The organism is Nesterenkonia aerolata, from assembly GCF_031470965.1.
Taxonomy (GTDB): Bacteria; Actinomycetota; Actinomycetes; order Actinomycetales; family Micrococcaceae; genus Nesterenkonia; species Nesterenkonia aerolata.
Genome location: NZ_JAVKGR010000016.1, coordinates 36,664 through 58,418 on the forward strand (window position 1 = coordinate 36,664; position 21,755 = coordinate 58,418).

General features: G+C 66.6%; 21 protein-coding genes and 1 tRNA gene. 10 read left to right on the forward strand and 12 right to left on the reverse strand.

Annotation, left to right across the window (positions count from 1 at the left end; translation table 11 throughout):
• Positions 1-68 precede the first annotated feature (68 nt).
• The gene (thiE, locus tag RIL96_RS11115; RefSeq protein ID WP_310549093.1) at positions 69-788 is read right to left on the reverse strand and encodes a thiamine phosphate synthase; all 720 of its coding nucleotides are present in this window, start codon (positions 786-788) and stop codon (positions 69-71) included.
• Positions 789-879: 91 nt separating this feature from the next.
• On the reverse strand, positions 880-1,461 hold the full coding sequence (locus tag RIL96_RS11120; protein ID WP_310549094.1) for a sugar O-acetyltransferase: 582 nt from the start codon (positions 1,459-1,461) through the stop codon (positions 880-882).
• Between the two features lie 127 nt (positions 1,462-1,588).
• Here RIL96_RS11120 and RIL96_RS11125 point away from each other — a divergent pair, with 127 nt between their 5' ends.
• The 4 genes from RIL96_RS11125 (at position 1,589) to RIL96_RS11140 (ending at position 5,610) form a co-directional block, all read left to right on the forward strand.
• Positions 1,589-1,903, forward strand: coding sequence for a hypothetical protein (locus RIL96_RS11125; protein WP_310549095.1), 315 nt, complete (start codon positions 1,589-1,591; stop codon positions 1,901-1,903).
• Between the two features lie 156 nt (positions 1,904-2,059).
• Complete coding sequence (locus tag RIL96_RS11130) at positions 2,060-2,935, forward strand: SurA N-terminal domain-containing protein (protein WP_310549096.1); 876 nt, start codon at positions 2,060-2,062, stop codon at positions 2,933-2,935.
• Positions 2,936-3,107: 172 nt separating this feature from the next.
• On the forward strand, positions 3,108-4,052 hold the full coding sequence (gene mmsB, locus RIL96_RS11135) for a 3-hydroxyisobutyrate dehydrogenase (RefSeq protein ID WP_310549097.1): 945 nt from the start codon (positions 3,108-3,110) through the stop codon (positions 4,050-4,052).
• A gap of 4 nt (positions 4,053-4,056) precedes the next feature.
• Positions 4,057-5,610 (forward strand): GntP family permease, encoded by a 1,554-nt coding sequence (locus RIL96_RS11140; RefSeq protein WP_310549098.1) that lies wholly within the window; start codon positions 4,057-4,059, stop codon positions 5,608-5,610.
• A gap of 9 nt (positions 5,611-5,619) precedes the next feature.
• Here the strand turns inward: RIL96_RS11140 and RIL96_RS11145 are convergent, their stop codons facing one another.
• Both RIL96_RS11145 and RIL96_RS11150 read right to left on the reverse strand, forming a co-directional pair.
• The gene (locus RIL96_RS11145; protein ID WP_310549099.1) at positions 5,620-6,879 is read right to left on the reverse strand and encodes an alpha-hydroxy acid oxidase; all 1,260 of its coding nucleotides are present in this window, start codon (positions 6,877-6,879) and stop codon (positions 5,620-5,622) included.
• Positions 6,880-6,937: 58 nt separating this feature from the next.
• Positions 6,938-8,323 (reverse strand): MFS transporter, encoded by a 1,386-nt coding sequence (locus RIL96_RS11150; RefSeq protein WP_310549100.1) that lies wholly within the window; start codon positions 8,321-8,323, stop codon positions 6,938-6,940.
• Positions 8,324-8,360: 37 nt separating this feature from the next.
• Between RIL96_RS11150 and RIL96_RS11155 the strand changes: the two genes are divergently transcribed.
• On the forward strand, positions 8,361-9,041 hold the full coding sequence (locus RIL96_RS11155; RefSeq protein ID WP_310549101.1) for a GntR family transcriptional regulator: 681 nt from the start codon (positions 8,361-8,363) through the stop codon (positions 9,039-9,041).
• A 52-nt stretch (positions 9,042-9,093) separates the two neighbouring features.
• Positions 9,094-9,167 (forward strand) — tRNA-Gly (locus RIL96_RS11160).
• A gap of 67 nt (positions 9,168-9,234) precedes the next feature.
• On the opposite strand, the gene RIL96_RS11165 is transcribed toward RIL96_RS11160, so the two are convergent.
• The 5 genes from RIL96_RS11165 to RIL96_RS11185 form a co-directional block, all read right to left on the reverse strand.
• On the reverse strand, positions 9,235-10,371 hold the full coding sequence (locus RIL96_RS11165; protein WP_310549102.1) for an IS481 family transposase: 1,137 nt from the start codon (positions 10,369-10,371) through the stop codon (positions 9,235-9,237).
• Positions 10,372-10,449: 78 nt separating this feature from the next.
• A complete protein-coding gene (locus RIL96_RS11170; RefSeq protein ID WP_310549103.1) occupies positions 10,450-10,962 on the reverse strand; it encodes a gluconokinase in 513 nt (170 codons plus the stop codon).
• Positions 10,959-12,347 (reverse strand): GntP family permease, encoded by a 1,389-nt coding sequence (locus RIL96_RS11175; RefSeq protein ID WP_310549104.1) that lies wholly within the window; start codon positions 12,345-12,347, stop codon positions 10,959-10,961. Before RIL96_RS11175 ends, RIL96_RS11170 begins: the two co-directional genes overlap by 4 nt.
• A gap of 83 nt (positions 12,348-12,430) precedes the next feature.
• Positions 12,431-13,072: a hypothetical protein gene (locus RIL96_RS11180; protein WP_310549105.1), complete on the reverse strand. Its 642-nt coding sequence runs from the start codon at positions 13,070-13,072 to the stop codon at positions 12,431-12,433.
• Between the two features lie 222 nt (positions 13,073-13,294).
• On the reverse strand, positions 13,295-13,813 hold the full coding sequence (locus RIL96_RS11185; RefSeq protein ID WP_310549106.1) for a hypothetical protein: 519 nt from the start codon (positions 13,811-13,813) through the stop codon (positions 13,295-13,297).
• 383 nt (positions 13,814-14,196) lie between these two features.
• On the opposite strand from RIL96_RS11185, the gene thiO reads away from it, so the two are divergent.
• Genes thiO through moeB form a run of 4 tightly spaced genes read left to right on the forward strand, consistent with a single transcriptional unit; the run spans position 14,197 to position 17,753 of the window.
• Positions 14,197-15,390, forward strand: coding sequence for a glycine oxidase ThiO (gene thiO, locus RIL96_RS11190; protein ID WP_310549107.1), 1,194 nt, complete (start codon positions 14,197-14,199; stop codon positions 15,388-15,390).
• A gap of 23 nt (positions 15,391-15,413) precedes the next feature.
• Positions 15,414-15,653 (forward strand): sulfur carrier protein ThiS, encoded by a 240-nt coding sequence (gene thiS / locus RIL96_RS11195; RefSeq protein WP_310549108.1) that lies wholly within the window; start codon positions 15,414-15,416, stop codon positions 15,651-15,653.
• Between the two features lie 58 nt (positions 15,654-15,711).
• On the forward strand, positions 15,712-16,521 hold the full coding sequence (locus RIL96_RS11200; RefSeq protein ID WP_310549109.1) for a thiazole synthase: 810 nt from the start codon (positions 15,712-15,714) through the stop codon (positions 16,519-16,521).
• An 8-nt stretch (positions 16,522-16,529) separates the two neighbouring features.
• Positions 16,530-17,753 carry a molybdopterin-synthase adenylyltransferase MoeB gene (gene moeB / locus RIL96_RS11205; RefSeq protein WP_310549110.1) on the forward strand — a complete coding sequence of 408 codons (1,224 nt, stop codon included), beginning with the start codon at positions 16,530-16,532 and terminating at the stop codon, positions 17,751-17,753.
• Between the two features lie 99 nt (positions 17,754-17,852).
• Here moeB and RIL96_RS11210 read toward each other — a convergent pair whose 3' ends face one another.
• From RIL96_RS11210 to RIL96_RS11220, 3 genes are all read right to left on the reverse strand, one after another.
• Positions 17,853-19,259, reverse strand: a complete 1,407-nt coding sequence (locus RIL96_RS11210; protein WP_310549112.1) for an aldehyde dehydrogenase family protein — start codon at positions 19,257-19,259, stop codon at positions 17,853-17,855.
• A 122-nt stretch (positions 19,260-19,381) separates the two neighbouring features.
• Positions 19,382-20,929 (reverse strand): APC family permease, encoded by a 1,548-nt coding sequence (locus RIL96_RS11215; RefSeq protein ID WP_374761885.1) that lies wholly within the window; start codon positions 20,927-20,929, stop codon positions 19,382-19,384.
• Positions 20,930-21,059: 130 nt separating this feature from the next.
• Entirely contained in the window at positions 21,060-21,653 is a 594-nt protein-coding gene (locus tag RIL96_RS11220; RefSeq protein WP_310549111.1) for a TetR/AcrR family transcriptional regulator, read from the reverse strand.
• Between the last annotated feature and the right edge of the window lie 102 nt (positions 21,654-21,755).

The following is a 21,755-nucleotide window of genomic DNA, read 5'->3' on the forward strand; positions in this document are numbered from 1 at the left end:
TGGCAGATCAGGCTGACAGTTCAATCGGGCAGCTCAGGCCGGTAGATCAGACTGATAGATCAGGCAGTTCAGGCCGGGAGCTGGGAACGCAGGGCCTCGGCCGCTGCGCGCGTATCCGCGGCCTGAGTCACCGCACGCACCACCACGGCCCGCCACGCACCGGTGCCGGTGACCTGGCCGATATTGTCCGCGTCGATCCCGCCGATGGCGAAGAAGGGCTTTGACGGCTCGACGTCGACGGCTGCCCGCGGCAGCTCCAGGCCCACCGCCGCCCGGCCGGGCTTCGTGGGGGTCTCCCACACTGGACCGGTGCAGTAGTAGCTGATATCCGGATCCTCGGCGGCCGTCTGCACCTGCTCCAGCGTCCGGCAGGAGCGGCCGATCAGCACGTCACCACCAAGGATTCGCCGCGCCTGATCAGGGGAAAGATCCTCCTGGCCGATGTGGAAGACGTCTACCTCAGAGATCAGCGCGACGTCGGCGCGGTCATTGGCCGCAGAGAGCCCGCCATATTCATCGGCGACCTGCTTGAGCAGCCACAGCGCGGAGATCTCCGTCTGCACCGCGACCTGCTTATCCCGGACTTGGACGATATCCACGCCGCCGGTGTAGCAGTCCTCGAAGAACCGGCGCAGCCCGTCGAAATCCAACTCATCCACGGGCCCGGCCTCCGGGGCAGTGATGAACCGCTGCAGATCCGTGCACACATACAACCGGGAGGACATGAGCCGCTCCCGGCGCAGCTGACCGATGTGGGTGTGGTGCTCCGCGTGATCGCCTGTGCTCATGACGCCAGTGTAGTCAGCAAGTCCAGCGCGGAACTCATCATCCCAGGTCAACGGCCTGATCCGGGGTCGAACGGGTCTGCTCGGGAACCGCTCAGAGCCGTTTGACGATCTTCGCCGGATTTCCCACGGCGACGACGTCGGAAGGCAGATCCTTGGTCACCACGGCACCGGCTCCGACCACAGTCCGTGCTCCGATGCTGACCCCGGGCAGCACGATGACCCCGCCGCCGAGCCACACATCGTCGTCGATCGTGATCGGCTCAGCGCCTTCGACCCCTGACCTGCGTTCGGCGGCATCGAGCGGGTGCGTCGGCGTCAGCAGCTGGATGTTCGGACCCAGCTGGCAGCGTGCGCCGATCCGGATCGGCGCACAGTCCAACGCCGTGAGCCCGTTGTTGATGAACGTGCCGGAGCCGATGCTGATATTCCACCCATAGTCCACGGACAGTCCCGGCCGGACCTCGACGTCGTCGCCGACGTCACCGAAGAGCCGGGGCAGAAGCTGCCGGGCCGCCTGCTCATCAGTCACATAGGTGTGTGAATACTGCGCAGTCAGTGCCAGTGCGCTGCGATACTCCGCGTGGAGCTCGGCATCCGGAGTGTAGGGCTCTCCGGCGAGCATCCGCTGCTTAGCGGTCCTGGTGTCCTCTGGCCGGGCGTCATCGGTATACATCTCGGCAGTCCTCACGTTCCTCGGGCATCTCAGAGCATTTCAGCGGACGACTCAGCATGTCCAGGTCAGTCCGGTGCCCGTCCGTGATTCCTGGGTTGGGACCGGGTGCGCCGTCCATACTAGGAGGATGAGTGACGAATCAGTGATCAGTCCCGACCTCGCCCGCGCCGGCCGCGCCTTGGCCCAGGTCTCCGCGGCGGTGATCGCGGAGGCGGCGGGCCTTGAGCGCGACCAGGTCCGGGAGTTCGAGAAGCGGCGTCGGCCCCTCCACGACGAGCAGATCCGACGCCTGCAGGCCGCCCTGGAGCGGTTCGGTGTCGTCTTCGTGCCGGAGGATGAGGACCGCGGATACGGAGTGCGCCAGAAGTTCAACTCCAGGAAAGTGCGTCAGATCGAACGGTGGGAAGGCGAGGGCGGGCCCGTCGCCGAAGACGACATCTGAGCATGACCACGGTTCCCGGCTGACGGTCAGCCTCGGCTCCCCACCTGGACAGGCCCTGAGATTCTGCGGATCTCCCTGGATCTGCTGTTCTGCCCCGTGTGTTAGCGTTCCGGCGCGCCGCGAATCCCATGCGCAAGACCACAGGGAGGACCCCACGTGTCGAAGAAGCTGATCACATCGCTGGCACTCACCGCCGCCATGGTGGGCCTGGCCGCCTGTTCCGAGGCCCCGGAGGACGAGGCCGCCGACGCCCAGGACCAAGGTACAGAAGAAGGTGAGATGCCCGAGCAGGAGATGCCCGAACCTGATCTCGAGGACATCCCCGACGTCGTCGCTGAGGTCGAAGGTGAGGAGATCACCGGTGACCAGTTCCGCATGATGTACGAGTCGCAGTTCCAGCAGGCGGCGATGCAGTCCCAGATGGCCGGTGAGGAGATCGACCAGGACGCGCTGAAGGACGAGACGCTGGAGTCGATGGTCGGTGCCCAGCTGCTGGTCGCCTATGCGCAGGAGGAGGGCTACGAGGCCTCCGATGAGGAGATCGACGAGCTGCTGGAGCAGACCGCCGAGAGCTCCGGGGCGGAATCCGTCGACGAGATGCTCGAATCCATCGGTGAGGACGGGCCCTCCGAGGAGGAGATGCGCGCCGACGCCGCTGACCAGGTGCTGATCAATCAGGTGGTCGAGGAGATCGACGTCGAGGATCCCTCCGACGAGGAGATCCAGGAGCTCTACGACCAGCAGTACGGCCAGATGCAGCAGGAGGCTGAAGCCTCGGAAGAGGACTCTGATGAGGAGTCCGGTGACTCCGGCGGCACCGAGATCGGTGAGGGTCCGGTGGCTCCTGAGGAGGACTCCGAGGAGGAGTCAGGCGCTGAAGATCAGGCCGAGGCTGAGCAGCCCGAGGTGCCCGAGCTGGAGGAGGTCCGCGACGACCTCGAACAGAGCCTGATCCAGCAGAAGCAGTCTGAGGCCGTGATGGAGAAGGTCGAGGAGCTGCGCGAGGACGCCGACGTCGAGACCCACCTCTGAGGAGGCTGCGCTAGCGCCCTGACATGGCACGCCGACCGGCGGCGAATGCCTGATCCGCGAGGACGGAACTGTGGACGAACAGCGTGGGACTTTGCGCCGCTGCCCGATACTCCCTACTGTGAGCTGTGGCACACAGTAGACAGCACACAGTAGGCAGCAGGGAGGCGGACCGATGGCGACGTACGGGTGGATCGGACTGGGCAACATGGGCGCGCCGATGACGGCGAACCTCACCGCGGCGGGGCACACCGTGCGGGGTTTCGATCTCGACGCCGCAGCGATGGCCGAGGCGGAAGCGGGCGGTGTGACGCCGGTGGGCAGTGTGGCGGAGGCCGTGCAGGGCGCCGACGTCGTCTTCACCATGTTGCCCAAGGGTGACCATGTGCGGGCCGTCTTCGGCGGAGACGAGGGCATCTGGGCCCACGCGGACACCGGGACTCTGCTGATCGACAGCTCCACCGTCGACGTCGAGACCTCCCAGTTCTGCCACGACGAGTCAGCCCGCCGTGGGTTCCGGTTCGTCGACGCGCCGGTCTCCGGAGGGATCTCCGGTGCGGCGGCCGCGACGCTGGCGTTCATGGTCGGTGGGGAGTCCGAGGCCGTGGAGGCGGCCGCCGCTTTCATCGAGCCGATGTCGGGCAAGACCATTGCGGCCGGGGGAGCGACCACCGGTATCTCCGCGAAGATCTGCAACAACATGATGCTCTTCATCGATCTGATGGCAGCTGCCGAAGGGTCCCAGCTGGCTGACCGGCTGGGCTTGGACCCGAAGGTGTTCTGGGAGATCGCCTCGGTCTCCTCCGGCCGTTCCTGGGCGCAGCAGACCTGGTATCCGGTGCCCGGGATCATCGATTCGGCAGCGGCGAACAACAACTACGACGCCACATTCCGTGCTGACCTCGCCTTGAAAGATGTGACGCTTGCCCTCGACGCCGGGGAGCTCACCGGGGTGACCCTGGAGGCCGCGCAGCTGGCCCAGGGCCGGTTCCGCCGCCTCGTCGACGACGGACTGGCGGACAGGGACTGCTCCCTGATCTCGAAGTACGTCTCCCCGGACGGGACGGCTCCCGGATATGAGGGCGTCGGGACCGTCACTCCTATGCGCGACGCGGGGTGATGGCGTGGCGCTCGGCCTCGTCGGGATCCTCGTCTCACTGATCCTGCTCATCACCCTGGCGTATCGGGGTGTGACCATCGTCCTCGCAGCGCCCATTTCTGCGCTGGTCGCTCTTCTGTTCTCCGGTGCTCCGATCCTGGCGAACTACACCGAAGTGTTCATGCCGGCCTTGGCGAACTTCATCGGGCAGTATTTCCCGATGTTCCTCACCGGGGCGATCTTCGGGCGTCTGATGACGATGGCGGGATACGCCCGGGACATCGCCCAGACCATCACTCGCTGGCTAGGGCCGAAGCGAGCCATCCTCGCCACGGTGCTGACCACGGCACTGCTGACCTACGGCGGGATCAGTGTCTTCGTCGTCGTCTTCGTGATGTTTCCCCTGGCGCGCGAGTTGTTCCGTCAGGCGGATATTCCACGGCGGCTCATTCCCGGCGCCATCGCGTTGGGGGCGCTGACATTCACCATGACAGCGATACCGGGTTCGCCTCAGGTGCAGAACATCATTCCCGGGCAGGCTTTCCAGACGAACACCTTCGCGGCACCAGGGTTGGGCATTCTCGGAGGCACACTCATCTTCCTTCTCGGGATGGTGTGGTTGGAGTTCCGGAAGCGGCAACTGGCCCGCCGCGGGGAGAGCTTTTCTGATCCGACAGTGGCTGAGCGCCGATCGGGAAGCCTGGTGAGTGTGGGGTCGGCGTCCGGTGGCTCGGATTCTGGTACGACGGCATCCTCGGAGCCTGCCGCCACGTCCTCGGAGACCGTCAAGACATCGGAAGCCGTCAACACACCGGAGACCGTCAACACACCGGAGCCTGCGCACACTGACCCAGAGGCTGCGGAGCGGACCTTGGTGCCGCCCAACCACGTGGTCCCGTTCATCCCGGTGCTGCTCGTCTTCGTGGTGAACTTCGGCTGCATCATGTGGCTCTTCCCCTCGATGGACTGGGGTCACCTGCAGGATGAGCAATACGGTGGGATCACCCTCGACGACAGGCAGGGTATCTGGGCCGTGCTGTGTGCCCTGCTCACCGCGATCCTCAGCATCCTGGCGCTGAACAGCTCCCGGATACGCACCCTGATCCGTGGGCTGGCGGATGGCGCGAAGAATGCGATGATGCCGATCTTCAACACCGCCTCAGAAGTCGGCTACGGAGCGGTGATCGCTTCGCTCGCGGCCTTCGTCATCATCCGTGACGGGATCTTCGCCGTCTCGGATAACGCTCTGGTGGCTTCGGCGTTGTCCACGTCTGTGATCGCTGGTGTGACCGGCTCTGCCTCGGGCGGTATGACCATCGCGCTGAACGCGCTGGGCGAGGATCTGCGGGCACTCGCCGCTGATCAGGGGATCAGCATGGAGGTGATGCACCGCATCACCGCGATGGCTTCCGGTGGTCTGGATTCCCTGCCGCATAACGGTGCAGTGATCACGCTGATCATCGTCTGCGGAATGACTCACCGTGAGGCGTATAAGGACGTCGGAGTGATCTCACTCGTGATCCCGGTGGCCGTCACCATTGTGCTCATCGCCGTGGCGCTGACGTTTGGTGTCTTCTGAGGTCGGCGTTCAGAGTTCCTGAGCGGTCTCCTGGAGATCTGCCTGCTCAGACTCCCACGGGGTGTGGATGGAGTCAGTGGTGAGATCGGCTACTGAAGCGGCTCCCATGAGCATCATCGAGACCCGGATCTCCTGTGCCAGCAGCTCGATGACGCGCTCCACCCCTTCGCGCCCGCCGGCCATGAGGCCGTACAGGTACGCTCGTCCGACCATTGTGAAGTCGGCCCCCAGTGCCAGTGCCGTGATGATGTCGTTTCCTGACATGAGTCCGGAATCGTAGATCAGCGGCACTTCGGGTCCCAGGGTGGAGCGGATCTGCGCCAAGGCGTGCAGCGGCACCGGCGCGCGGTCCAGCTGACGGCCACCGTGACTGGAGATCACCAGCCCGTCGGCCCCGGACTGGAGAGAACGACGGGCGTCCTCCACGGTGAGTACTCCCTTGACGAACAGCTGCCCGGGCCACACGCTGCGGATCCATTGCAGATCCTCCAGATTCAGCGTCGGATCGAACATCGCATTGATCAGGCTCGGCAGGTCCTGTGCCGTATCCGAGAGCGAGGCGAAGGTCAGCGGATCAGTGGTCAGGAAGTTGAACCACCACTCGGGACGGTAGGAGGCGTCAAGCAGGGTCTTAGCACTCAGCCGCGGCGGAATGGTCATCCCGTTACGGGCATCTCGCAGGCGCTGGCCGGCAACCGGGGTGTCCACAGTGACCAGCAGCGTGTCGAACCCGTTCTCCCACGCGCGCTGCAGCAGATCCTCCGAGGCGGCCCGATCCCGCCAGAGGTAAAGCTGGAACCACCGGCGGCCCGCGCCGGATGTATCGGCGACCTCCTCGACTGAGCGGGTGCCCATCGTCGACAGCGAGAAGGGGATGCCGTGCGCGGTGGCCGCTGCGGCCCCGGCGTCTTCCCCTTCGGCGTGCATGAATCGGGTGAACCCCGTCGGGGCGATGCCGAAGGGCAGCGCAGAGCGGCCGCCGGCGATCTCCACGGAGGTGTCCACCTCGTCGACCCCGCTGAGCATCCGCGGCAGCAGCTGACACCCCTGCAGCGCCTTGCGGGTGCGCCGAGCAGTCAGCTCATCGACAGCGGCTCCGTCCACATAGTCGAAAGCCGGCTGCGGAGTTCTGCGCTGGGCGATACGGCGTAGGTCATGGACATCAGCAGCCCGGCCCAGGCGTGCGGCACGGCGGTTGAGGGTGATGCGCTGGAACTGCAGGAGCGAGCGGAGCTCAGCGGGCTGAGGCAGACGACGTGTCAAGGGCATATGCCGGAATGCATCCTTTCGAAGGGTCGGTCTCGATCCAGTCTCGATACAGCGAGTGTCACTGGTGACGGGGGAGGGCGCGGCCCCAGAAGATGGCGACCGCGGAGACCAGGCAAGCGGCGGAGACCACGACGGCAGCGGCGATGACCGCACCGTCGAAGAGTTCGATGATCCACGCCAGAGTCAACGGGGTCAACCCGGCGATGATGGCCCCGTTCATCTCACGGGTCAGCGCGATGCCGCTGTACCGCTCCCGTGCCGGGAACAGGCTCGCGAGGAAGGCGCCCTGCCCGCCGGCGGTCATGGCGATGACCACGCCGTAGCCGAAGGCGATGGTGGCACCGGCGAGCAGCGCGTCACCGCCGGAGAGTGCGGCGAAGAGCGGGAACGCGAAGACCACGCCTAACGCTGAGCCGATGCCGAAGACCCGCCCGGCGCCGATTCGGTCAGAGGCCCAGCCGCCCAGCGGGGTGCCGATGACGCCGAAGAGGGTACCGATGGTGACCGCTGCCAGCGCAGTGCTCCGTTCCAGGCCGACGGCCTCCGAAGTCATCAGTGATAGCGCGAAGACTGCCATCGCATAGTTCAATGCGTTGTGCCCGGTCATGGAGAGGAAGCCCAGAGCCAGCGGGGTCTTCTGGGTGCGGAACAGCTCGGCGGCGGGGACTTTCTGCCGGTCGCCGCGCTGCCGGGCGCGTTCCAGCGCCTCGACGTATTCCGGGGTCTCCTCCAAATGCCGACGGATGAACACCGCCAGCAGGAAGAGCACCACAGAGGCTAGGAACGGCAGGCGCCAGGCCCAGTCCAGCAGGATCTCATCACCGAGGGAGGAGACCAGGAGGAAGGCTCCGGTCGCTAAGGCCATACCTGCCGGGGGAGTGGCCAGTACGAAAGAGGTGAGCAGCCCGCGCTGCCGAGCCGGGGCGAACTCGGCGACGATCGTCATGGCTCCGGCGAGCTCGGCACCGGCGCCCATGCCCTGGATGAGCCGGAAGAGCACCAGCAGGATGGGTGCCGCCAGCCCGATGGTCGCCGTGGTGGGCAGCAGCCCGATGGCGACGGTGGCGATACCCATCAGCAGGATGGTCAGCATCATCGCCGGACGTCTGCCGTAGCGGTCTCCCAGGTGCCCGATGAGCACGCCACCGAGTGGACGGGCGATGAAGCCGACGGCGAAGGTGGCGAAGGCCGCGAGGGTGGCTCCGGCGCCGACGTCGGCGAAGAACAGCGGGGCGATGACCAGCCCCGCGGCGGCACCGTAGAGGGCGTAGTCGTACCACTCGATGAGGGTGCCGGTGACGGCGGCGAAGAGGGCGCGGCGTCCTTCGGGGGACATCTTCTCCGGGGGTGGCGTGCGTGATTCCGCCACCGGTGGTGTGGGCGTGGCGGCACTGAGGTGTCCGGCGTGCCGGTCGGGAGAGGTTCCCTCCGATGAAGTACTCATGAAATATCTTTCTAGCATACTGTGATACACTTCACAAGTGTCATCTGTGCGCCGCGCCCCTTCCCTGACGGATCGTCATACCGCAGAGCTGCGCAGAATGATCCTCACCGGTGAACTGAGCCCCGGTGAAGTCGTGGTGGAACCTCGGCTGGCGGAACATTTCGCCTCATCCAAGACGCCGGTGCGTGAAGCGCTGAAGCGACTCGCAGATGAGGGACTGATTTCAGTGCTGCCCAAGAAAGGGTACTTGGTCCGGCCGATGACTCCGCATGATCTGGCCGAAGTACTCGACATGCGCATGCTGCTGGAACCGCATGCCGCAGCAGAGGCGGCACGACGGGCTGAGGGGGCCGCCGTCGAGCGTCTGCGTGATCATCTGCAGCGCCAGGATGACGTGGGTGAGGACGACGGGCCGCTGGGCCGGACTCAGCAGGCCCGCCACTTCCATGCTGAGATTGCGCGTGCTTCACGGAACAGCCGGTTGGAGGCCAGCCTGCAGCGCTGCTTCGAGGAGATGGTCCGAGCCCATCATGTGCTGCCGGAGTTGCGCGAACATCTGGAGCTGCCCGATGAGATGCGCGAGCACGAGGAGATCCTGACGGCGATCGCTCAAGGGCGTCCGGGGCAGGCGGAGACGGCGATGCGCGAGCACCTGCGCACGATCCACGGCTCGATCAGCGCTCGGATGGCAGAATCATCGTCCCTGTGGCGGCAGTGAACGGCCCCAGAGCCTGGTATCCTCGTACAGCGGCCGGTCATGAGGCCGCAATGCGGATGTAGCTTAATGGTAAAGCTTCGGCTTCCCAAGCCGACGACGCGGGTTCGATTCCCGTCATCCGCTCCATTGTCCTGTCTCAGGACATGTGAACGCCCCCGAACCCACGGTTCGGGGGCGTTCTTCGTTTCTGGGGTCATTGGGGTTGGTAGGTCCTGGTGGGGTCGATGGTGAGGCGTCGGAGGATCTCGCCGGTGGTGATGGCGATGATGGTGACCTCGTAGTCCTGGACGAGCATTCTCACGCGGGTTCGGGCGTGGGTTCGGCCCACGCCGATCTTGAACATGTGGGAGTCGATTCGCAGGGTGACCTTGCCTGATGAGTCGATGCGGTCTTCGCGTATGCGGTGCTGGGAGCGGGGATCGCCGCCGGGGGTGGCCTTGGCCAGGCTGGCGTAGGCGGTTGCTGGGGTCTGGCGGCCCAGGGCGCTGTGGGGTCGGTGGTTGTTGTAGTGGTCTCGGAAGGTGTCTAGCTGGGTCTGGAGTTCCTCGATGTTGCGTGCTCGGGGCCGTGTGGCCAGGTGCTTCTTCAATGTCTGTTGGAAGCGTTCGACTTTGCCCTGGGTCTGGGGATGGTTGCCGCGACCGTTCTTCTGCTCGATGCCCAGGCGGGCGAGTTCGCGTTCGAATAGGTTGCGGCCGCCGCGGAAGCGGGCGGTGTAGACCATGCCGTTGTCGGTCAGCGTGGAGGCCGGGGTGCCGTGACGGCGGCGTGCTGCAGCGAACTGTTCGGTGATGGTGACCACGCTGATCCTGCGGTGGGCGGTGATGGCGAGGGCGTAGCGGGAGTAGTCGTCCAGGAAGGTCAGGACTTCAACGGTCGCGCCGCGGGTGCGGACGTGGGTGATGTCGGACTGCCAGGTCTGGTTGGGCAGGTCAGCGGCGAATCTGGTGTAGCTGGAGCGGGGGCGTTTCTTCGGTGTGGGGATGGTCAGGCCCTGTCGGGACAGAGTCCGCCAGATGGTGGAGACCGAGACGTCGATTCCTTGTGTGAGCAGCAGGGTGTGCAGGGTCTGGGGGCCGGCGTCGTGGCCCTTGGCGGTGAGGTCTCGGCGCAGCTCGCTGATCGCTTCGATGGTGGCAGGGTCTATTGCGCCGGGGCTGTTGTGGGGTCGGCGGGAGCGGGGTGTGAATGCGGGTTCACCTTCGCGGACCCACCGGCAGTACCAGCGGGAGGCTGTGGAACGCGAGATGCCGTAACGGCGTGCCGCCTCTGCTGCCGTCAGGTCTTCCTGCACCATCGCCGTGGTCACTACACGTCGTCGCTCGTCCATCCACAAGCGTAGGCGTGCAGATGTCCTGAGACACCCCCGTGCAGATGTCCTGAGACTTCACACCGTCATCCGCTCCATTCACTCCGGCTGCAACCACGCCGCTGCCGTCGCGACGATCTGCTCCGGGGTACCGGCGACGTCGAAGACCTTCCCTTCACCCGGTTCCAGCGGTTCCAATGCGGCGAACTGGCTCTCCAGCAGACTTGACGGCATAAAGTGCCCGCTGCGCACCGCCAGCCTCGCCGAGAGCACCTCCATCGAACCGTGCAGGTGGACGAACACCGCCCCCGGTGCACCGTCACGGATCAGATCGCGGTAGGAGCGCTTCAGCGCGCTGCAGGCGACGACCAACGGTGCCTCCTGGGATCCGAGACGCAGCTGCTCGGCGATCTCACGCAGCCACGGCAGCCGGTCGTCATCGTCGAGAGGTTGACCGGCAGACATCTTCTCGATGTTCGCCGGCGGATGCAGGGTGTCCCCATCGAGGAAGTCACCGCCCAGCTCCTCAGCCAGCAGCTCTCCGACGGTGCTCTTTCCACAGCCGGAGACACCCATCACCACCACACGCAGCGGGCCCATGCCTGAGCTCATACCAGCGACTCCGCCCCGTAGAGGACGAGCACCATGGCGAAACCGACCACTGACTGCAGCGTCTGCTGCATGGTCCACACCTTCAACGTGGTCTTCACGTCCATATCCATGAGCCGCCCCACCAGCCAGAATCCGGAGTCGTTGACGTGGGAGGCGATCACCGATCCGGCGGCAGTGGCCAGCACGATGCAGGCCACCTGCACGTCATTGAAGTCACCGTTGATCACTGCCGGGGCGGCCAGCCCGGAGGCAGTGACGAGGGCGACCGTCGCCGAACCCTGAGCCAGGCGGAGTGCCGCGGCGATCAGGTATGCGGCGAAGATGACCGGCATACCGGTGTCGGCGAGCGAATCGGCGATCGCCTCACCGATGCCGGAGGCGCGCAGCACACCGCCGAACATGCCGCCGGCGCCGGTGATCAGGATGACCGAGGCCACCGGCCCCAGCGAGGAGTCGACCAGCTTCTCCAGGGCGGTACCCTGCTCGCCGCGGCGATAACCCAGCACCACCATGGCGAGCAGGAGCGTGATCAGCAGAGCAATGGGCGTGTTGCCCAAGAACATCAGTGCCTGGATCCAGAGGTCCCCGTCGTCGACCACACCGGCGGCGGCCAGAGTGTTGAACCCGGTGTTCAGTAGGATCAGGAACATCGGGGTCAGCAGCAGGGCGACGATGGTCAGGACCCGGGGCGGGTTCTTCGGCTGGTCCTCATCGGCGTCACCGAAGAGCGCGGGTACCGGAATCGGGAAACGACCTCCGACGAACAGTCCCCACATGTACCCAGCGATGTACCACAGGGGGTAGGCGATGATCAGCCCGACCAGCAGGACCAGGCCGATATGCGCCTCATAGAACTCCGAGGCGGCCACCGGACCCGGGTGCGGGGGCAGGAAGACGTGCATGACCGAGAACGCCGCGGCGGCGGGAATCCCAAACCGCAGCACCGAGCCTTCGGAGACCCGCCGGGCGACGGCGAAGACGATCGGCAGCATCATCACCAGACCGGCGTCGAAGAACATCGGTAGACCCAGCAGCAACGAGGCGATGCCCAACGCGTAGGGAGCCTTCTTCTCACCGAAAGTGCTGATCAAGCGGTCAGCCAGGGCTTTGGCGCCCCCGGAGTGCTCGACGAGACGGCCCAGCATGGCGCCGAGTGCGACGAGCAGGGCGACCCCAGCCAACGTGGAGCCGAAGCCGTCGGTGAGCACGTCGATGACTTGGTCGGTCGGCACCCCGGCGACGACGGCGGTGAGCACCGATATCAGGATGAGCGCGATGAAGGCGTGCACCCGGAAGACGATGATCAGCACCAGCAGCAGGGCCACTGACCCGACGGCGATACCCAGCAGCGGCGCCGTCCCCAGCGTCTGTGTCCAATCCTCCATAGAGTCCCCTCTGTGATTGGTGATGTGTGCTGACACACATTCGGCACGCAGATTGTCGCACAATCCGCGGTACAGGTGACTGGTCAGTAGCTTGCGTGTCGCACAGGGACCCGCACCGTCGTCGTCACCGCGGTCACGCTGGGAATGCGCGGGGTGGAACTGAAGCCGAAGCGCGTGGGCGGAAAGACATCGCTGAGCCCTCCCATCTCGGCTCCCGCCCACCGCGCCTCGGAGATCACCAGGTGGTGCAGGTCCGTGGCGGTGTACCACTCGAGACGGTCATTGCCGGCCGAACCCAGGGTACGGACACCGGGCATCAGGTGCCGGGCGATCCTGTCAGTGAGCCGCGCCGTCGTCAGCGACCTGGCCAGGGGGCCGGGGATCGCGCGGAAAAGATGCCCCAGGGACGCCCGCCCTCCGACGGTGAACCGCCAGCTCAACGGCCCGGCCAGGAGCTCCCACGTGGAGCCGCGGCCGGTACCGGTGCGGGTCAGGGCGACGTCGACGAGACGCACCTCGTCGAACCGATACGTGGTGGAGACGAACTCAGCCACCCAGCTGTCCGGGGCCAGCAGCGTGCGGTGGCCATCAGCGGACTCCACCATGACGTCGGCGAAAGGGCCGTGCGGGGTCCGCGACCAGCAGCCCAGCACCAGACGGGTGCCCGAGGCGGTGCCTGCGCCGACGATATGACCATCGAAGCGCAGGTCGGTGCGGGGGCTCATGGACGGATCCTACCGAGTAGGCCCGGGATCGTGGGCGACAAGTCCCACGTTGTCCTGCCATGCGGTGTCACCGAATACGGTGCCTCGGATCCCCGTTCGGTGCATGCAGACCCTGGGAGACGTACTCCGAGATCGCCACCAGCGAGAGGTCAGCTGGTCGATGACCACGCGGGCGAAGCGCCGTCATACGCCGACATCTGTATGTCATTGGCAGAGGATGGGTCACGAACAGCCGCATGAAAGGTCGGCAGGTGCCACTGCGACGGCTCCGATGATGTGTGCCGTGTGTGGTTTTGCCCACTGACATTCGGTGATCAGTCCAAACTCAGGGTCCACGTGGGAGGGCATGCGGGAGAAACCCGTCGGATCGAGGATGTAGACAACACCGGGGGACAGGCGCGGCCGTCCGTCGAGGTCACGGTCGAAGTCGAGCATGATCCGTCGCTGTGCCGGTGTTCCTGCCGTCGCGCCGGGGTAGAAGCAGGCGCTACGAAAGTGCCGAGACGACTCATCGCGCACGGCGTAAGCGATCGCCCAGGTTGGATCCTCCGTCGCGAACACTGCAGTCTGCTTCGAGTAGTCGTCTGCGCTGAGGTCGAACGGCGTTCGCGGCTCCAACTGGTTAAGTCCGGCTGTGCGCGAGCCGTGCAGCAGCGCGCCGTCGGATGCGGCGTCCGCGAGGCGGTGCCACCGGTCGGTACCGGATGTGGGCGCCGGCGTCGGGGGACACTTCCAGGACATGGGACGAGACTACTGAATTGGGCCGCCGCCGTCCGGATGTCAGTGCCGTGGGGGCTTCTCTCCGGTTTCACTGACTTCGTCGCCCTGTGACCGAATCCGCTCGATATCCCCGACGAACGACTGAGCGAGGTGCCTCGTATTCGGTACCGTCGGCGGCGGTACCCACCACCGGGTGGCAGAGAGGACCCCTCAGAGTTGGCTGCGTCCGCATGGTCCTGCTCGGCACTGTCAGGCTCTGCGGTGCCTTGACCGACACCACTAGACTGGAGGGCGGACAGATTTCCGTGGGAGCCCGGGGCGGCCGGGCTGAGAGGGCGAATCCGCCGACCACTCGGACTCGATGCGGCTAGGGCGCGGACCTGAACCGTCGTGAGGAGGAAGCCATGCACGTCGCAGTCGTCGGCGCCGGCATCATCGGTCTCCTCACCGCCTGGCAGCTCACCCGCCAGGACCATCACGTCACTGTCATCGCCCCCGAGATCGGGCGTGAGGCCTCCTATGCCGCCGCCGGGATGCTCGCCCCGATCAGCGAGGTCCAGTATGGTCAGGACCGGCTCTGGCCGCTGATGACCGCGTCCCGCGCTGAATACCCGGACCTCCTTGCGGCTCTCGCCGAGACCACTGATGCCCCCACCGGGTACCGGGAGAACGGGACTCTGCTGGTGGCTGCTGACCGCTCCGACCGTGATGCCGTCGCGGAGCTCGCCTCCGTCCAGCAGCACCACGGCATGGAGGTCACTGCGCTGACCAGCTCCACGTGGCGCCGTCGTGAGCCCAGCTTGGCCCCCGGCCTCGCCAAGGCCTGGGATGTGCCCTCCGACCACCAGGTTGACCCGCGGCTGCTGATGCGCGCCACTGTCGCCGCACTCACCGATGCCGGAGCCGAGTTCCTCACGGCCCATGTCAACGAGGTGACGGCAGGCGGCGATGGTGTTCAGCTCAGGCTGAGTCCGGCGACTCCGGCCGGCTCTGACGCCGCCGCTGACCACTCCGCACCGGAGACGCACACCGCGGAGAAGGTCCTGCTCGCCCCCGGCCTCGGCTACAGCGAGATCGCCGGACTCCCGGAGAGCACCCCGCTTGACTTGCGTCCGGTCCACGGGGAGGTGCTGCGGCTGCGGGTCACTGAGACCCAGCGTGCCACTGGCGATGACCACATCCTCCAGGCCACAGTGCGGGCGGTGGTCGCCGGGCGGTCGGTGTACCTGGTGCCGCGCGCCGACGGCGGGCTCGTCGTCGGGGCCTCGTCGCGGGAGGACAGCCTCACCGGCACCCGCACCGGGGCAGTGCAGGAGCTGCTTGACGACGCCGTCCGCGTCCTGCCCGGGATCAAGGAGACCGCCCTGGAGGAGATCACCACCCGCGCCCGGCCCGGCACCCCCGATGACATCCCCTACCTCGGTCGGCTGGCTGACCACGACGACGTCGTCGTCTCCACCGGCTACTCCCGGCATGGCATCCTGCTCGCCCCGCTGGCCGCCCGGCTGGGTGCCGCCCTGCTCACCGGAACCGAGCTGAGCGAGGATGACCGCCGCATGCTGGACCACATGAGCCCCACCCGACGTCCCCGCGGCTGAGAGCCGCAGACCAGGAGCGCACAATGCCCACCATCACCCTCAATGATGAGACCGTCGAGCTCCCCGCCGAGGCCACTGTGGCCGATGCGGTGACTCACACCACCGGCCGCGAGCTCCGACCCGACGGCAGCCCGACCGACGGGCGACGCCTAGGAGTGGCGGTGGCTCTCGATGCCGCCGTCGTCCCGCGCAGCAGCTGGGCCGTCACCACTATCCAGGACGGCCAGAGTCTTGAGATCGTCACCGCCGTGCAGGGCGGCTGAGGCACTGCGCTCCAGAACCCAGTACCTCACCCCTGCCGCCAATCAGGAGATCCCATCAATGACTGATATGACCCCGCCGCCGGTGCAGATCGGCGGCTACACCCTCCAGAACCGCCTCATCATGGGCACCGGCGGCATCACCGATCTCGACGCGCTCGAGGCCGCGCTCATCGCTTCCGGCACCACTCTGACCACAGTGGCCATGCGTCGCTACAGCCCTGAGACTAAGACCTCGGTCTTCGCGATGCTGGACCGTCTCGACATCGACGTGCTGCCCAACACCGCGGGCTGCTTCACCGTGAAGGACACGGTGCTCACCGCCGAGCTGGCCCGCGAGGCGCTGGAGACCGACCTCATCAAGGTCGAGGTCATCGCCGACGAGCACACCCTGCTGCCGGATGTGATCGAGACCCTCGAGGCCACCGAACAGCTGGCCGACCGTGGCTTCACCCCGCTGGTCTACACCATCGATGACCCGGCCACCGCACTGCGCCTGGAACAGGCCGGCGCGGCCGCGGTCATGCCCCTGGGCTCCCCGATCGGCACCGGGCTGGGCATCCTCAACCCGCACAACATCGAGCTCATCGCCTCCCGCGCGTCAGTGCCCGTGGTCCTCGACGCCGGCATCGGTGCGGCCTCCGAGGCGGCCGAAGCCATCGAACTCGGCTGCGACGCTGTGCTCGTCGCCTCCGCCGTCACCCGCGCGAAGAGGCCCACTGCCATGGCCCATGCCGTGCGCCTCGCCGTCGAAGCCGGGTACCACTCCGCAGCTGCCGGACGGATCCCGCGGCGTACCCACGCCGTGGCCTCCTCGGCCATGGAGGGCCGCATCGACACCGTCGAGGATCTCCCCGAGGACAGGACCTGAAGGACCCCATGAGCACCCACCCACGACTCGTCACCCCCGCCCGGAGCGTCGACGATCTCAGCCAATCCCAGCTCGAGCGCTTCCAGCGGCACCTCTCACTGCACGGCTTCGGGGTCGAGGCACAGCTGAGCCTGCTCGACGCCCGGGTGCTCGTCATCGGTGCCGGTGGACTCGGCGCCCCCATCCTCACCTATCTGGCCGCCGCCGGGGTCGGCACCATCGACGTGGTGGATCACGACGTCGTCGACCGCTCCAACCTGCACCGGCAGGTCATCCACTCCGAGCAGGTCATCGGAGAGTCCAAAGCCTCGAACGCCGCCGCAGTGATGCGCGGACTCCACCCCGAGATCGTCATCCACGAACACCACGAGCCGATCACCGCCGAGAATGCGCTTGAGCTGGTGCGCAACTGCGACGTCGTCGTCGACGGCTCTGACAACTTCGCCACCCGGTATGTGGTCTCCGACGCCTGCGAGATCGCAGAGAAACCCCTGATCAGCGGATCGATCCTCCGTTTCGCCGGGCAGGTCAGCCTGTTCTGGTCACGTCCGCAGCTGCCCGGTTGGGACGGCGAGCTCGGCCCCACCTACCGCGATCTCTACCCGGAGGCCCCCGACCCCGGAGAAGTTCCCACCTGTGCGGAGGCCGGAGTACTCGGCGTGCTGCCCGGCGTCGTGGGCACCCTGATGGCCACTGAGACCATCAAACTCATCGCCGGTATCGGCAAGACCCTGCTCGGCCGGGTGCTGGTCTATGACGCCCTGACTGCGACCTTCCGAGAGATGGCGCTGGCCCGAGACCCTCAGCGGGAGCCGGTCACCACCATCGGCGCCGACGTCGCCTCCTCCTCTGATGCAGAGCCCCCGAGGGAGGAGGCTCTGCGGATCAACCCCTTCACCGGCGCTCCCTTCGCCGAGGATGAGGTGACCCCTCGTGAGGCGGCATCTGCCCTGCGCGAGGGGCGTGCCGCCGGGGTGCTCGACGTCCGCGAGGGCTGGGAGCACTCGATGGGGCACCTCGACGGCGCGCAGAACCTGCCGCTCAGCGTGATCCGTCAGGGTCTGGCCGAGGTTCCGGGGCTCGCCGAGGCCACCGAGGAGCGCCCACTCTACGTGCACTGCAAGGCCGGAGTGCGCTCACGGGAGGCCGTGGATACTATCCTCCGCGCCCACCCCGAAGCTCCGATCCGAAGCATCATCGGCCCCTACACCGAGGTCCGCGACGCCCTGTAGCCCCACCCCCTGCATCGAGTCCCCGATTCCTGCAGCTTCTGAGGCCGTTTTCGGCCCGACACGCCGCGGGAATCGGGGACTCGATGGGGCGGAGAAGCCTCACCAGGAGATCGCGCGCGGCTGGGCCACCGCCTTCAGCCCCTCCACACCGAACTCCAGACCGAAGCCTGATGCCTTCGCGCCGCCGAAGGGTACCCGCGGGTCGATCGCCCCGTGCTTATTGATCCACACCGTACCGGCCTGCAGCCGCGAGGCCACCTCCCGGGCCCGGTCGATGTTCGGGCTCCACACCGAGGCCCCCAGGCCCACCTCCACACCGTTGGCCCGGGCCACGGCGTCGTCGAGGTCCGAGTACCGCAGGATCGGCAACGCCGGGCCGAACTGCTCCTCGGCCACCAGCGGATTCTTATCGTCCACATCGGCGACCAGCGTCGTCGGGTAGAAGTTGCCCACCTGCGATTCGTCCGGATCACCGCCGAGCAGGATGCGTGCCCCGGACTCCCGGGCAGCCTCCACCAGCCGAGCGACGATCTCATACTGCCCCCGGTTCTGCAGCGGGCCGAGCACGTTCTGCTCCTCCAGCCCGATGCCCATCGGCATCTGCCGGGCGATCTCCACCAGGGACTCACAGACCTGGTCGTAGATCGAATCCGGCACGTAGAGCCGCTTCATCGCCGCGCAGGTCTGCCCGGTGTTGATGAACGCACCCCAGAACAGCCCCTCGGCGATGGCGGCCGGATCGGCGTCGTCGAGCACGATGCCGGCGTCGTTGCCGCCCAGCTCCAGAGTCAGGCGCGTGAGGTTGTCTGCGGCCGCACGCATGATGGCCTGCCCTGTGGACACTGAGCCGGTGAAGGTGATCTTGTCGAATCCTTCGTGCGAGGTCAGCGCGGCACCCAGCTCGCCGTCGCCGGCCAGCACCTGCAGCACGCCGGAGGGCAGCACCTGGTTCATCACCGCCGCCAGGGCGAGCACGGAGAGCGGAGTGTGCTCTGAGGGCTTGAGCACCACGGTGTTGCCCATCCGCAGCGAGGGGGCGATCTGCCAGATCGAGATCAGCATCGGCCAGTTCCACGGTCCGACGGCCCCGACGACGCCCAGCGGCACCCACTCCAGCTGCGCGGTGCCGGAGTCGTCGTCGACCAGTGTCTCGGGCTCGATCGGGAAGGCGGCGTTGGCGCGGGTCCAGGCCGCGCAGCCGCCGACCTCGAAGCGGGCGTTGGGCCCGTTCAGCGGTTTGCCCTGCTCCCGGGAGAGTAGCTCGGCCAGTGCTTCGGCGGAGGCTTCGATCGCATCGGCAGCGGCATTCAGCGCGGCACTGCGCTGCTCATGGGTCTTCGCCGCCCACGCTGGCTGAGCCTCACGGGCCCGGGCGATCGCTGCCTCGAGGTCGCTGACGGAGCGCTGCGGCACACCGCCGATCACCTCAGCGGTGGCGGGATCCTTCGACTCCCACTCGCTCTGCGGATCGGTCACGGCCTGCAGCAGGCCCTGGTAAGTGGTCAGGTCGGGGGTCTGAGCGTTCATGATGGTCCTTACGTTGTCGGGGTGGAGGAGGGGTTCGACGGCTGAGGGTGAGTCCGCGGAGCTGAATCTGTGGAGCTGAATCTGTGGAGCTGAGTGTGCGCTCAGCCGAGTTCGCCGCCGGCGCCGATGCCGGCGTAGGTCGCGGGCCGACGTTCCCGAAGCCACAGGGCCCACAGGGTGCCGATCAGCCCGGGGATCAGCACAGTGCACGGCAGCAGCCAGGTCAGCACTGTGGCCTGGTCCAGGCCGATCAGCACCTGGAAGTTCCAGGCGATCAGGCCGAACAGCGTGATCAGCCCGACCGCAGCGATTCCGGGAGCGATGAGCCGTGTCCACACTGAATACTCTGCCCTGTGCCGGCGCAGATAGCCCAGCACCGCCAGCGAGGTCAGCGCCATCAGCAGCACCAGCCCGAAGGCCCCGGTGTTGGTGAACCAGGTGAACAGTGTGACCACGGGGAACAGCGGGTCCTCCGAGCCGATCCCGGCCACAGCGAATACGGCGATGACGATCAGCGCCAGCGCCGATTGGGTCAGGGATCCCACGACAGGAGCGCCGGTGCGCGGCGAGGTCCCGGCCAGCACATGCGGCAGCACACGCTCACGGCCCAGGGCGAAGAAGTACCGCGCGACGATGTGGTGGAAGGCCAGCAGTGCCGCCAGCAGCGAGGTGATGAAGAGGATGTTCGCGAGATCGACGAACCACACCGGTGAGTTCTCGGCGAGGAAGACGAACATCAGGTCAGGGCCGAACTCCTGAGCTCGGCCGATCACATTGCTCGTCCCCTCACCGACGACGAGCGCCCAGGCGGAGAAGGCGTAGAACACCGCGATCACCGAGACTGCGATGAGCGTGGCCCGTCCGGCAGTGCGGCGGGGGTCCTTGACCTCTTCGTTGTAGATGGCCCCGGATTCGAATCCCATGAACGCGGCGATCGAGAACGCCAAGGCCGCGCCCACACCGGGGACGAAGAGCTGATCGAAGGCGAAGCCGTCGCCGGAGATCCCTTCGGGGGAGGTGCGCAGGGCGAGGGCGTCGTAGACGATGACCACCAGGAACTCCGCGGCAACGATGATGCCGAGCATCTTGGCCGAGAAGTCCACCCGGTTGACACCGAGGATTCCGACGATCAGCCAGGCAGCCAGTGCGCACAGCCACCACGGGAGGCTGAGACCGAACACTGAGGCGAGGAATGAGGAGAGGGCGAATCCGAAGAGCCCGGCGATGCCGATCTGCATCGTGTTGTAGGCGACGAGCGCGACCAGTGAGGCGCCGACGCCGACCGGCTTGCCCAGCCCCTTGGCGATATAGGCGAAGAACGCGCCCGCGTTGTGCACGTGCCGGCTCATCGCCGCATAGCCGATGGAGAACAGCAGCAGCACCGCGCCGAGGACGAGGAAGGACAGCGGGATGCCGGTCAGCCCGGTGACGGCGAAGTTGCTGGGCACACCGCCGGCGACGACGGTCAGCGGCGCGGAGGCAGCGATGATCATGCACACCAGCGCCGGGACGCCGATACGACGGGCGCCGAGTCGAGTGTCGAGGCCGGCGCCGTCGAGGGTTGTGCTGTCGGGGGCTGCGGCGTCGGGGGCTGTGCCGGCGGGCACCGCCCCCGAGGGGGCATCGGGTGCTGATTCGGTCAGTGACATGATCGTCTCCCTGCGGGGGAACTCAGAGGATAGGTGAATCAGAAATATGTGAGCTGAGACACATCATCGTCACTGTAGACCGCACCGGCGCGGCTTGTCACTATTTTTCTCCACTTGGAGAAGAAATCTCTCAGGAGCGGATGAGAAGTCGCAGCTGGAGCTGCAGCTGAGCCTCGAGCTCCTCCGGCGAATACCGCTGAGGTTCCATCACTGCGCTGATCTGTGCGCCGAGCATCCAGGTCAGCAGGGTGTCGGCAGTGATCTCCAGATCCAGGCCTTCCGGTGCGGCTCCGACCTCCTGCGCATGGTCGAGCCAGGCCATCAGGGAGCGACGCCACTGACCCATGGCGGCGTTGTTAGCCGCCGCCTTCTCCTGCCGATGCACGGCCTCCTGCCAGAAGGGGATGACGATGCGGGCCTCGTCGAGTCGGGTCTCGTCCAGGGGCAGCACCTCACGGGCGAAGGCCTCGATCGCCTCGATGCCGTTGAGGCCAGCTGTCTTCCGGGCGACACGGGTGTTGGTGGACTCGAAGACGAAGGTGTAGGTGGCTTCGACGAGATCGGCCTTGGTGGGGAAGTAGGGTTTCAGTGCACCGTTGGCGAATCCGGCCTCCGAGGCGATCTGGCGCATCGTGGCCCGGTCCAGGCCGTGGCGGGCGATGACCCGCCAGGTGGCATGGACAAGTTCTTCGCGGCGTGCGTCGTGATCGACGATCTTCGGCACAGGCTCCCCTCTCGTGGTCAGCACCATCATGGCATCGGCCCCGACCTCCGAGGTGCCTCAAGTCAAGTTGCCCGCGAAATGATTCCCGTGCCTCACATAGGA